Source organism: Sporolactobacillus shoreicorticis, assembly GCF_024125445.1.
Classification (GTDB): Bacteria; Bacillota; Bacilli; order Bacillales; family Sporolactobacillaceae; genus Sporolactobacillus; species Sporolactobacillus shoreicorticis.
In genome coordinates, this window is sequence record NZ_JAMXWM010000035.1 from 34,240 (window position 1) to 47,420 (window position 13,181).

The 13,181-nt window shown below is 41.5% G+C and carries 12 protein-coding genes and 1 pseudogene; 2 read left to right on the forward strand and 11 right to left on the reverse strand.

What is annotated here, in order from left to right; genetic code table 11:
• Positions 1 to 96 precede the first annotated feature (96 nt).
• The 3 genes from NIE88_RS19800 to NIE88_RS19810 form a co-directional block, all read right to left on the reverse strand.
• Positions 97 to 2,289: a sensor histidine kinase gene (locus NIE88_RS19800; protein WP_253065071.1), complete on the reverse strand. Its 2,193-nt coding sequence runs from the start codon at positions 2,287 to 2,289 to the stop codon at positions 97 to 99.
• Positions 2,267 to 2,959, reverse strand: coding sequence for a response regulator transcription factor (locus NIE88_RS19805; protein WP_253065072.1), 693 nt, complete (start codon positions 2,957 to 2,959; stop codon positions 2,267 to 2,269). The genes NIE88_RS19800 and NIE88_RS19805 overlap by 23 nt, the downstream gene beginning before the upstream one ends.
• A gap of 105 nt (positions 2,960 to 3,064) precedes the next feature.
• Positions 3,065 to 5,221: a glycosyltransferase-like membrane protein gene (locus NIE88_RS19810; protein WP_253065073.1), complete on the reverse strand. Its 2,157-nt coding sequence runs from the start codon at positions 5,219 to 5,221 to the stop codon at positions 3,065 to 3,067.
• Between the two features lie 662 nt (positions 5,222 to 5,883).
• Here NIE88_RS19810 and NIE88_RS19815 point away from each other — a divergent pair.
• Complete coding sequence (locus NIE88_RS19815; protein ID WP_253065074.1) at positions 5,884 to 6,657, forward strand: RDD family protein; 774 nt, start codon at positions 5,884 to 5,886, stop codon at positions 6,655 to 6,657.
• A 10-nt stretch (positions 6,658 to 6,667) separates the two neighbouring features.
• Positions 6,668 to 6,982 (forward strand): PadR family transcriptional regulator, encoded by a 315-nt coding sequence (locus tag NIE88_RS19820; protein WP_253065075.1) that lies wholly within the window; start codon positions 6,668 to 6,670, stop codon positions 6,980 to 6,982.
• Between the two features lie 41 nt (positions 6,983 to 7,023).
• Here NIE88_RS19820 and NIE88_RS19825 read toward each other — a convergent pair whose 3' ends face one another.
• The 8 genes and pseudogenes from NIE88_RS19825 to NIE88_RS19860 all read right to left on the reverse strand — a co-directional run.
• Positions 7,024 to 7,302 carry a hypothetical protein gene (locus tag NIE88_RS19825; protein WP_253065076.1) on the reverse strand — a complete coding sequence of 93 codons (279 nt, stop codon included), beginning with the start codon at positions 7,300 to 7,302 and terminating at the stop codon, positions 7,024 to 7,026.
• Positions 7,303 to 8,138: 836 nt separating this feature from the next.
• Positions 8,139 to 8,390, reverse strand: coding sequence for a hypothetical protein (locus NIE88_RS19830; protein WP_253065077.1), 252 nt, complete (start codon positions 8,388 to 8,390; stop codon positions 8,139 to 8,141).
• Positions 8,391 to 8,595: 205 nt separating this feature from the next.
• A complete protein-coding gene (locus tag NIE88_RS19835; RefSeq protein WP_253065078.1) occupies positions 8,596 to 8,832 on the reverse strand; it encodes a hypothetical protein in 237 nt (78 codons plus the stop codon).
• 335 nt (positions 8,833 to 9,167) lie between these two features.
• A complete protein-coding gene (locus NIE88_RS19840; protein ID WP_253065079.1) occupies positions 9,168 to 9,515 on the reverse strand; it encodes a hypothetical protein in 348 nt (115 codons plus the stop codon).
• Positions 9,516 to 9,631: 116 nt separating this feature from the next.
• On the reverse strand, positions 9,632 to 10,285 hold the full coding sequence (locus NIE88_RS19845) for an ABC transporter ATP-binding protein (protein ID WP_253065080.1): 654 nt from the start codon (positions 10,283 to 10,285) through the stop codon (positions 9,632 to 9,634).
• 3 nt (positions 10,286 to 10,288) lie between these two features.
• Positions 10,289 to 10,612, reverse strand: a complete 324-nt coding sequence (locus NIE88_RS19850) for a DUF1430 domain-containing protein (protein ID WP_253065086.1) — start codon at positions 10,610 to 10,612, stop codon at positions 10,289 to 10,291.
• A 58-nt stretch (positions 10,613 to 10,670) separates the two neighbouring features.
• On the reverse strand, positions 10,671 to 12,677 hold the full coding sequence (locus NIE88_RS19855) for a DDE-type integrase/transposase/recombinase (RefSeq protein ID WP_253065081.1): 2,007 nt from the start codon (positions 12,675 to 12,677) through the stop codon (positions 10,671 to 10,673).
• Between the two features lie 171 nt (positions 12,678 to 12,848).
• Positions 12,849 to 13,181: pseudogene (locus tag NIE88_RS19860) on the reverse strand (helix-turn-helix domain-containing protein); the annotation flags it as partial.

Genomic DNA, 13,181 nt, shown 5'->3' on the forward strand with positions numbered 1-13,181 from the left:
GCTGCTCGCTTTTTAACTTCCAATAAAATACCGGATTCTATTGTCTCACCCGCCATATGCCCGCGTCAAGGAGAAGCCGTCTTCCCTTCTGACTGATTACGCAATGGGGAGTCTGATCATCACCTTAAATAAATCACCATCAAGGTCAAGATCAAACAGTCCACCGTGAAGATCAATAATCGACTTGGCAATTGCCAGGCCAAGTCCCGATCCTTCCGTATGGCGTGACGCATCCCCGCGCTTAAACCGTTCAAATAATTCATCAACATTATCTCCAAGTTCGTATTTGGTAACGTTCTTGAACGTCGCCGTTGCCTCGTCGTTTTTTATCTCAATTGTGATGTACACGCGTGTCCCTTCCAGTGAATATTTAAGAATATTTCCGATTAAATTATCAAAAACACGCCATAACTTCTGACCGTCGACATAAACCGGAACCGCTTCATTCGGCGTCTTTATACGAAAATTAAGCTTTGATTGCTGCATTGCCTCATCATATTCAGCGAGTGCCTGAGTCAGCAATTCGTTCAAGTTCACCTTTGTTTTGTGCAATTCGATTGCGCCGCTTGCCATTTTCGAAGCGTCAAATAAATCATCAATCAGCCGCTTCAAACGCTTCGCTTTTCGATCAATGATCGCTAGGTAGTCCTGCCGTTCCTCATCGCTCACATCCGACTTTCTTAACAAATCGTTATAGGTAATGATGGAAGTCAGCGGCGTGCGCAAATCATGGCTGACGTTGGTAATCAGTTCCGTCTTCAACCGTTCACTCTTAAGCTGCGCGTTTCGCGACGATCGAACCCCGCGCTGCATCTCATTCATTGTGTGGCTCAGTCTGCCTAACATACCTTTTCCTTGTATGGGAAATTCAACCAGATCACCGCCGGCAGCAACAATTTCTGCCTGCTTGACGACTCGATTGAGCTGGGCAGCCCGATGAAGAACAAACCACATGAACGGTAATGCTGCAAAAATAAGAACAACCATTGCAAGGGCAAATTCGTTCTGTATACTTAAGCCAACCGCAATAAGTCCAAGTAAAAATAGAGCAGTACCGGCCGCAAACAGCTTGAGCACAATAAATGGCGCAAGCAAAAATTCATGAAAAATTATACCGGTTTGCATGAAAATACTGTTCTGCCAGCATATCCGACGTTTAACTGGATCACGAAACATCTCCGCCAACCATTGAAGTTGGTAGAGCAGAGTTGAGACAGCCACAATAATTCCTATCATAATTGAGAAAAATCCACCTGAGAATCCGATACCGCCAATTACCCCAAAATAATAACTGCCGAAATAATTTTGGCTTTTAATCATTTCCAAAACGCAAAGAAAAATATAACTTTCCACCGCAAAGAAGATTAGCCTGAGTTCGATTGGTATGCGCGCATACCATTGGTGGACCGGCTCAATATCGGCAAGTGAACGGATTGATCGTTTTACGCTAATGAAAAGTGCTGTGGCAATCATTATCAAGCCCAATAGGAGTAAGATAAAACCTGTTGTTTTCCCGAATTCGTAATGTTTATATCCGGTCAACTGATTCAACGGTGCATTGTCTGCAACAAATATCTTTCCCTGATAGTTATCTGCAGAAAGCTTCAACACACGATTAATAATTTTATTTTCGTTACCGGAATATTGATACGCAGAAACAGCCGTAAACTTTTTCTTGAAATGGGTTTTTACTTTCGTACCTTGACCATCAGCAGCTCGAACATTCGTCATTCGTTCTCCTGTTCGTTTATTGACGAAATCGTAGTGAAATACTTTCGTCAATTTATTAAATTGCTGACGTTCTTCAGCAAGCGATTGATCATACTCATCCATTTTCTTCGCGCGTTCATCGCGTATTTGTTTGATGACGTGCCGATCACTTTCGAAGTTTTTTTGAATCGCTTTTAATTTGCTCTTTTGCACTTTCTTATAATAACTGACAACGTCTTTATCATTATTTTCCTCTGCTTTTGCAATCACATCTTTATATTGACCGCGCACGTTAGCCAACTGTTTTTCAAGGTTCCCATATCGATAACGAAACTCATGAATATCTGAATCGGTTACCAGCAATTTTTTTACATCTGTATTAAATGGAGAGTTAAGCTTCAGCAAAGCCAAATAGTGTCTAAAGTTATAATAGCTGCTCATAAAATCGTCTGTTTTTTCAAAAGTGCCAAACATGTAGTTGTGAAAGGCCGAAAAAGCAAAAATCAGTAAAGAAAGGCCAAGAATTAGTAAACCGGTTATCAGCTTCGCAACAGTTTTATTTTTCCATTTTGTAGCCAATGCCCCACACCACCTTCAAATATCTTGGATTTTTCGGGTCAATTTCAATTTTCTCTCGAATTTTACGAATATGTACGGCGACCGTGTTCTCTGCGTTATAACTCGGCTCTTCCCAGACACGCTCATAGATTTCATGGATGGAGAAAACACGACCGGCGTAGCGCATCAGTAAATCGACAATTCGGTATTCAATAGGCGTCAGGCGAACGGGTTCGCCATTCACAGAAACGCGCTTCTCTGCCTGTTCCAGAACAAGCCCGTTCAGATCGATCACCTCATCTTTCTTCTCATATGTGCCGAGTGTCACGTATCTTCGCAGCTGCGACTTCACACGCGCCACGAGTTCGAGAGGATTGAAAGGCTTTGTCACATAATCATCCGCGCCAACCTGCAAACCAAGAATTTTATCCATGTCCTCGGTCTTGGCACTGATCATGATAATCGGAATATTTTTCTGTTCACGAATTTTGAACGTTGTCTGAATTCCGTCCATACGCGGCATCATAATATCAAGCAGGATAAGATGTACTGTATGACAGCGCAGCACTTCGATCGCCTCAAGTCCGTCCTCTGCTTTCAATACATGAATGCCTTCATTTTTTAAATAGATACCGATGACATCGCGTATTTCTTTGTCGTCATCAACAACAAGCACATTGTATTCTTCCATAGGCCACACTCCCCCGCACAACTTACCTTATTTATTGTAAAGGGCGGTTCTTAAAAAATGCAATTGGAAAAAATGAAGGATTTCTTAAGAATATCCGGTCATGTATCAGCGATACTGAGACGGGAGCGTTCGTCCGTTTCGATCAATTTGACTTGCTCGTTGTGAGCTCCACAGAACGACATAACCATAGAAGCTAAGCATCACAGCAGGAATAATAATGAGCAGCCAATAAACCGAGGAACTCAAGTAAGGCCTGTTCTGAACTCTGTACACGCTGAACAGCAAATCCTTTTTGCCTTCCGGCTTCCCGTCTACAAACATTTTGCCTTCGGGATACGCGTCGCGCTGTTCAAACCCTTCTCCATTTGCCGCAAGCATCAGATAGGAATCCGGCCGTCCTTCGACCTGAGACAAGTTGATCTGGTGCGTCGCACCTGGTTCCGGATGAATCATTTGGTTCAATTTGAACTCAATCATTTGCCCCGGTTTCATTTTTCTACAATTAAAAGTTCTGGATTCAATCATTTGCCCCGTATTCCGATTGGCGAGTCTCATACGGTAGATGCCGGAACCATTCAGGGAAGAGAAGCGCACGGCCAGATGACGATATGCCATCCTTGGTCGAAACGTTTGGGTAATTGATTGCTCTTTGTCGATAACGACGCGCTCTCTTCCTCCTGAAAAAGGCTGTTCCGCAGCAATCATTCGATGCGGCAGCCTCTTTTCCGTCATTGTACGGGCACCGGCGATCCCTCCGATCAGCAACACCATTATAAGAAATAAGACCATTGGAAAGCGTTCAGAGGCAAAAACACGGCTGCAAGCCATATGAGACACATCTCGAAGCCCAAAAACACTGCCGATCAGAATAAAAGGTGTGAAGAGTAAGCTATAACGAGGCTCCGCCTCCCAAACGAATGTATAGAACAGCACATTGCCGAACAGACAAATCAAAATCAACAACCGCAGATCCACTTTTTTCATTCGTAAATAGCGAATTGCAGAAAAGATCAAAAGAATAAGATTGGTCATGTGAAAAACTTGAGTCAACCACACCATCAGCTGTCTCTGATTACCAAACAGATAATGATAGGCTCTTGTGGGTCGCGTGTTGAACTTCGTATACCAATAGTAGCCGCGCGCTCCCATGCCCCATGTTCTAAATGTTTTGACTGTCCAAATACGCATCAATCCAAACGGACCGTTTTCTTTTATTCGTTCTGCGATCCGCGCACTGTCTGCTTTCTTTTTCGTTGCCTGATCAGGCTGCTCCATCGTCCAATTAAAATCCGCCTTAGAGTACCGCCCCGCAGGAGAAAGCCCCAGCATCATCCAATGCATCGTGGGCATAGCAAGCGCGGGATCACGCTGATAACCTAATTGCGTTTCAATAGCTTTCGTGGTAAAATGCCCCGCCGTCAGAACAATCAAAATCAAACCAAGAATCATCACTATTTTTTTCCATTTGAGCATGAAGCACATGTAAATGGCAAGTGCCGGAAGAAATAAAATTAAATTCATGCGGAGCTGAATACCGACAGCAAGCGAAAGACCGAGAAGCAGTACATAACGTATCTTCTTGGACTGTTCAAATAAGTACCAAAGATACAGCATCAACGAAGGAAACAGGATCACTGCCGTATCCGTATAGAAATAAAGCGTATAAAAAATTAAAGGGAAACAGGTTAAGGCCGTCAGCATGAATAAGGCACCGGCTCTTGCTCCGGATTTTTGCCTCATTAATTTCCACGCAAAATAAATTCCGATATTTAAAACGACCGAGCAAAAAACACGATCAATAACCATGTAATTGGAATAGTGAAACAGTGATGCCAATTTATACAACGCATATCTGAGCAAAGTAATCGGAATATTATTTGGGTAAATCGCAAAATAACTGTTACCGGAGGCATGCCCGTGTTCCAGAAGATACAGAGCCTCAACATAGGTATGCCCGCCATCAATCGTTGGAGGCTGGATGGACTGAAAACCAGCAATCAGCATAACTTCAACAGCGCCAATCACCAGAAAAAGAATCCATGACACCCGATCCACTGTCCGATTAGGCAAATCCTGAAAGAAACGGTTTACAGCAAGAAAGAAAAGAACTGCGATCAATGTAAAAAAAACAAGTAAAACAATCAGGGTCGGCGCACCGCCTCCTCCGGATACAAATGGATAGCTCAAGGCGGTAGCCAGCACAAAAGAAAAAAAGATCACAAATGCATAGGTGAATCCTGAAAGAAGTACTTTTCGAAACAAATCATCACATCCTAACAACGAACCATTTAAAGATAAATGCGGCTCAATTTTGCTGCCAAAGCAAGGCTCTTGCTTTGCGAAGGTCAGGCAACGGGGCAATTCCGCCAAGAAATTTTTTCTTTATAGTTAGAAATGCCGCAACCCGCGCGCCTGTTTAACAATCAAAAGTCGTCATAGTTAGATCCAAGCCGTTTTATTAGCTGATAAAAGGAAAGCACAGTACAACTCTAAAAAATGGAACACCAGTCCTTCCAACACAACACCATACACGAAATTAAAACCCTCGTTGTACTTAATGAGAAAATTTTCAATTACCGGTTCATCATCTTTCAGGGCGGTATCAATCGTAATAACACAATATGAAGAACAACAATCGCCATAAGCATTTTTACTTATCTGCCCCTGTTCCCACTCCTTAGATTCTATCTATCGGTTCTTAAGCGCTCCTAATGAAAAATATGAATTTTTTCTTAAGTAAAAACGAAATTTCTATTGCGCAATAAGATTTTTAAAAGTTGTGACACCGCAATTTCTTCTGTCACGGCTTTTTTCTGTCTCCGGCATCATAATTAAGATTTCTAAGATTCGGCTATTGATTATCAAACAGTAGTATGCCATAATACTACTATTCACTAAATAGTATCTCAGGAGATGAATTTGTAATGACGCAAACTGAGTTTATTCATGAATTAGAAATTCAACTTAAAGGAACGATGCCAGAAGAAGAATTGAGGGAGGTTCTATCCGATTACGAAAGCTTTTTCATTTCCGGCAGAGAAGAAGGCCGAACAGACGATCAGATTTCCGCAGAGCTCGGTTCCCCTTCCTATCTGGCGCAGTCGCTCAGAGAAGATCAAACGAATCAAGTGCATGCATTTACGATGAACATTGCGAAACCGGGAAAACGTTTATGCGCCTTTCTGATTGATTCGGTTATTGCCGTACTTCCCGCCCTCTTATTTTTTCTTTTGAGCAAAATAGCTGCCCCTGTTCTATTCGTGCTGATCTTTTTCTATGCGAGTCCTGCAGCGGGTCTGTCCATGTATGTCGGAGCAAATGCTTTTTATCAAGAAACATCAACGACCGTTTCTGATGGACAAAACGTCGTAACCGAGGATCGAACGATCGGAAAGCCTAGCGTACCCATGACTGTATTTGGCTATCTTTCAATCGCTTTTTATCTCTTTTACGCACTCATCTGCTCATGGCTGTTGCACGGACAGACCTTAGGTAAGAAACTGATGCACATTCGTGTACGCGCTGCAACCGCTGAACCGGCATCAAAACGGACCATTTTTTACCGTGAATTTCTCGGAAAAGTTCTGATCAACTCCATTCCGATCGTTCCGCTTGCTTCGTTGTTCACTCTATTATTCATGAAAGAACACAAGACGCTCCATGATATGCTGGCAGATACGATCGTCACGAATGGTTGAGGTGAACCCAATGGATACGCAAATGAAAAAAGGTATTTTAGAAATGTGTATTCTTTTTAGGCTGAAGGATGAATCGCTCTATGGCTATGAACTGATGAAATCAGTGCGGCAAGTGTTCCCTGATGTATATGAAGGATCGGTTTATACGATTCTCCGTCGTCTGAAGACTGCCGGATATACATGCGTCACGCAAAAAGAATCGGCAACCGGCCCAACACGAAAGTACTATGGAATTACCAGCCAAGGTTCAGACTACTTGCGTAAGAGTATTAATGAATGGAGAGCCGTCGTTCAAGGAGTGACGCAATTAGGCATCGAGCTATGAGCTTTCGCAGCTGCTTTTTGAATGAACAAGAAAACTTTCTCTTATTTATGATTGCGTTTATTCAGATAGCGGATCGCGTCTCCTGCAATAAAGGCCGCCAAAATTGCGCTCCACACATAAATACCGACAGTTTTAGGCAAAAATTTCAATACCCATAAAGATGCCGTGATCGTCGCCAACGTTAAATAGCTTATTCGTTCTTCATTCTTGAATCGATCCAGATTGGACACGACAAGCAGATAGCCGATAGGCGGCGTGATCAAACAGAAAAATAAAAGTGGTTTGGGTCGCAAATACCACGCGCTTTTCTTCTTTGGCATAGTTTTCCGTCTCCTTAAGCCGCTAAATCCTACAATTCGTCACTTTTGCCAGTGTCTCATGCAAGCGGCAGCAATGAGCGCCAACAGGCAAAGCAAAAAACCAGTAATAATCCAAGGCATGACCATTGTTATGTAAAGCAGCAGATGATTCATTCCGCATTCGCTCCTTTTTCATTCGCTCAATCAATCTCATTGTATTGATATAAACCAAGCGGATGATTTTGGGGTTCTATGTATTTTTGGTGCTGCATGTTTTCCTATTTGTTGTCTGTAAAAAAACCGAAATAGGGCATTAAAACAAAAAATGACACACACACCGATTTACGTACCCCGCCATTAAACCCCAACTATCTACCTTTCTTCTATTGTAAATCATCTATTCACTGGAGAAACCGCATTTTTTATGGAAAAGTCCGCATTTTTTCGTGCGGGGTCACGCACATTTTCGTTCGGGGGCGTTCGTCCTATGCGTTTCGCAGCAGGACAGAAAAAGATATTATAAGCATCGTGATGAAAAAAAGATCCAGCACCATGACCACATCCCAAGCAAATCATTATTCTGCTTATTACAATTTGTGAAATCATTTACTGACGATACAAATAATCCGTTCAAAAGAATTCTACTATTGGCTGGCAGTTCTTACTGTAGGACCTGTAGCGAATTTTCTTTACTGTAAATTGTATTTTGACAATTATGAAGAAGTATTGCTAAACTAAAAGCGATATCTATAATATATTCCATTTATAAACTCCTTTTTTTCTGTATTAAACCAACAAAAAAATGAACAAGGTTTAGATACATTTTCAGCAAGATTCTTTTTATAACCTGCCGAAGATCACTGAACAAACAAACAGAATATCCCCGAAATCCACATCACCGCCGCACCAACTAACCACAACACTAATTTAGTTCCTTTACTGAAGCAAAAGCTACCATAGCAAAAGTTCCCAACTGTTATACCCATTATAAATAGCGGATTAACGATCGCTTCCTGTTTATAAATACTCAATAGCAATAGAACCAGGATTGAAACCGATAAACCAAAACAAGCTACTTTCACTGAATCATAAAATACTCTTTTTGTCATTTGTGGAACCTGCTTTCTCACGTGATCAAATACAACACACCGTCGTTGAAAAATTGTTTGACGTAAATGATCCACCATCATCGCTTCTAAGGCACCATTTGGGACGGTGTCACTGTTGAGTTGGAGCAGATCAGTTCAGAAAAGGATAGACAATCGAAATGCAGGAGTGTTGTGGTATCTAACTTTTCAGTTTATTAAAATCAGATCAATCACTTGTAAATTGGCTGAGTTTGTCAAACTGTTTGGATGAGATCTTTTCTGAAAAATAGTGAAGTCCCTTATCGCTTTCGCTGTCAGCAGATTCCGGGACATGAAGAGTCATTTTGACTAATTTATATGGCGGGTTCATTGCTCCTGTGTAACTGATTACATGGAGAGAGACCTCGTAAAAATCTTTCTCGTTGTTCTTTACAATTTTTTCAATACGCCCATTGCCATACATTTCGTTCTCTCCATGCTTCTCCATCACATTTGAAATTCTTGGATCGAGTGAACGCAGAAACGCTAATTCTGTTAAATCAGGATATCGATTCTGGTTGATTTTTAGTACATTCGGCTGCGTCTTGATCGTAGACTTAGTCAGTTTAACTTCATTTTTTTATGTATTATCGGATGATCCACAAGAAGTAAGAAGGAATAGTAAACTAAGGCTCAAAGCGCATATCGTTATCTTTTTCAACAAAATAATTCCCCTTATCTCATAAATGGTTTTAGAAATATCTGGAAAACAAACAATTTCAGATAACTTGCCATTTGGATAATGCTCATTCAGTGATCTTACAACGATGTTTGATTGATCAGCTTACCCTTAAACAACAAATTAAAATAGATTAAAAGGTAGCCTAAAACGACACTAAAAAATAGAATCATTTTAATGATCATTGGTATAAATTCAGAAGAACTTATGATTATTAAAAATAGTGTAATAAAAATGTCCGCTACTCGGATTATATGTTTAAAATAACGATCAGTAGTTCGTTTATTTTTTATGAGAAAACAGACACCACCAACGAGTTCAAAGGATAACCACATCCATATCATATTTTTACCGTACATTGCATATCCCCAGATTCCACCAAACAAAGCAACGTATGTCAAAATAGAGATATTTTTTAATGCGATCATAGTTGGTGCCTCCCGACCCAATTATTATTGTCCAGTTTATTTTATTTTCAGATGAAATAAATAATTATATCGGAGAAATTCTACTAACTCGTCCGTGATGATTTTAATTTTTCCACTTATTCCCCATCTAATTTCACTTCTCGATCACATACCGCTGCAACATGTGGATCGTGAGTGACGATGATAATGGTTTTACCTAGCCTTTTTTTGAACTCCGTTAATATCCGAAGCACATGATCCCTATTTTCTTCGTCCAAAGAGCCTGTCGGTTCATCGGCAAGAAGCAAATCAAATGGCTTCAAAAAAACACGCGCCAAAGCGACTCTTTGTTGCTCGCCCCCGGAAAGCTCATAGATCTTTTGCTTAAGTGAAAGATCAAGTCCCACTTTTTCCAGTGACTGCCGCTTCATCTGCTCCTTCTCTTTTATCGACTTGCGGCTATAGGTTAAAGCAATCGTCAAATTGTCATCTATTGACGCATGATCAACCAGAGCATAATTTTGAAAAAGATAAGCCAAGTGATTACGCCGCATTTTGTTTACCTTAGCGGAACCCGGATTTGGGGCTGGCGATCCTAACAAATTGATACTGCCACGATCCGGCTTTTCCAGTAGGCCAATGATATTCAAAAGGGTTGATTTGCCGACGCCACTTTTTCCTGTTAAGGCCACCATTTCACCGATGTTCACCTTAAAACTCTCTTGGTGCAACACATGGTGCTTGCCAAAGCTCTTGTCAATATTAATTAATTCACAAACCGGAACTACCATTTTTTACGTCCCCTCCTTCAACAATTCTGAAAGCTTACGTCTTTCAATTGCAAGTAATGAAATTAGCGTTAACATGAGTTCCAAAACAGCCAAGGCAACAACAATGAATACTAAGCCGAGCCGCGTATCTAGCGTTAACACCCCCATACTGTTAATAATCAATCCGCTGATCATCCCTTGAATGATCCATTCGATTCCAAGAAACAGTAAATAGACACGATATGTGCGCATGATACTATGACCAAACAATCGACGGACAACAATTTTCTGCCTGTTTTTAGCGTACAGCAGTACAAGACTCTGAATAGCAAGTAATCCCGAACCCACAACTAGTATGAGACAGGCAATTAAATTGGCAAATATTTGCCTCTTTAAAAGATGAATTTTATACCTGATGCCTTTGATCAACCGTTATTAAGTTTTGCAGTTGATGCTCAAGGTGCAGCTTTCTTAATGTAGGCTTAAGGATTTCGAGCGTATGCTGTGCATTTCCGCCCGTCAGCTTGATTTTCATTCCATTGACCTCACCCAAATTATCCATGAATACGCTGTTTTTTTCCGTCATCACTTGTATAATCGGATCAATGATTTCACTGTGTTGGTTAGGAAACACCTCCGGATCAAAACTGAATATCTTTTGATTATTAGCCAACCAAACAATTTTCACTTTCTGATGCCTTAATGCTTTGGGCACGGAAAACTGCTGATGTTGTGAAACTTTATATTGTGTTGCACGCATATCGCTGAAATAGTTTAAAATAACTTGCTCTCGATTTCTGTATTTTTCAGGAACAAGCAGGACCCAGTCTCGCGTTCGTTCCGATACCTTGACACTCCGTCCTTTAACATCATCTACTGCGTTTTGTTTCAAATAATTAGGATTAACAGAAATTGAACGAATTGCATCTGGACTTTGTGGCATTCGCAGTACATTCATATTATAGCTTTGGGCATTAATAAATAGTGCGCCTTGTCTGTTTAACCACTGATAGAGACGCTGCGTAACCGTGTAATTCAAGCCAAGATTACCATTTAGTTGATCAATAAGCTGATGGTCTACAGAAACCGGATAAAAAACACCATATCCTTCACTATTTTCATTATGCTGCCAATCTTGTAATTGATTGTATTGATCATTAAGTGTTCTAAAATTCTGAATGAAACTGAATAACATAACAATTAGTATCAGTGTTGAAACCATTTTGAATCCTGTGTTCATAACAAAAACAGTTTGCGTACGACGACGATTTTTTATTGCCGAACTTATGTGCACGTATTTAATATAGAAAAGAGAAATGAGCGAAGCAAATACGATCGTGCAATAAAGACCAATCTGATTCGTTAAGACGCAGAGCATAAAAGATGTCGTCGTGTTTGGAACGAATACGGCTGCGGCTAAAGACGAAATGATGGCAATGAAGAAACCACATAAAATAAAACGTCCAATCATAATGTACCATATCCGTATCATGGACAGCCCATGCATTTTCATAATTCCAATCCATTTGCCGGATGCGTAACAATAGTAAAGAAGCAAAATAATCGTCATCATAAAAGCAAGAATAGCAACGATTTGCGACACACCAAAAAGGCCATAGGCAGGAAGTGCGAAGTCATTTACGAAACCACTGCTGTTTTTCACCATGAAATCGTGCGGCTGATATTTTTTTATCCGGTTCATCTGGGGCAGTTTGTTTATTGTGGCACTAAAATTTGTGATAAATTGTCGGTATTTTTGATTGCTTGACGCTTCAACTTTTAGATTATCCGGCACTAATACCTCGGTTACCCCGCCAAAGAACGCGTAGGCGTGAACGTGTGCGCGAATCCAGTCTTCGGTTTTCATCGTCAGACACGCCTCACAGTAGCTATACTGGCTGCTGGGCAATGTCGCAAGAAACAGGTACGCTTTGACGAACTCGCCTGTGTCTCGATCAATCAACTTTAGGGTCGACCCAGCCCAATCGACCTCCATGATCTCGCCCGGTTTACGTCTAATCCGCATTGTGGCTTTGAATTTTTGTGCATACTCCGTGTAGTTGCGGCAGAACGTTCGGTATGAGTAGGGTGCGGTACCGGATTGCCGACAGCTTGCCTCATACTCGTAATAAAGCAAGGTCAAGGTGACATTAGGCTTGGCGAGTTCCTTGTGCAGGTATTCATAGTTGGGCGCTTCGCGTCCTTTCGCTTCCGGCCTCAGTTCGGGAAAGAGTCGCCGTGCCAGATCATCGTCACTGACCGTTGAATCAAACGGTGGTCGTATGCCCATCGCCTCTGCCCGGTGAATGGTGTCACCGATCTTGGCTCTTGAATTTCCCGTGCTTGCTGCGATACTACGCTGGCTGTGTTTCTGGCCGTGCAACTCCAGGATCCTTCGATAGTGGATTGTCATAGAAAAACCTCCTGTATCGTTGATGTCACGCGCTTTTGACACGTGCTACCAAAGTATACAGGGCGTTACTCAGTGCCTATGGATCAAATTATGGCAGAAGGTGGACTATTTCTTGGCATTAAGTGGACTATTTTTTAGCAAAAGGTGGCCGATGACATGGCCGCCTTCAAATCGCATCTGACGAGAACTGTACCCCCGTTCTGTCATTCTTTCTTGAAGAGTCGAGCGTTTGATTTCACCGGGTTCTGCTTTGCCTTCCCATTCCAGAATTTGAATGATCTGTCGAATACTGCGATGGGGGGCTTCTCTTCTTAATAAAATGGCTTCTTCCACTACCCGTTCGTTGAGGTGACTCTTTCTGTGCTCATTGCGTTGCCGGGGTTTCAAACCTTCGAATCCCTTTAAACGATAACTTGCTAGATAGCGCCGAAGGGTTCGATCCGACAATCGGTTCGCCTCACAGATTTTTTTCTTCATTTCCGCCACTTGAGCGGCATCCAGATC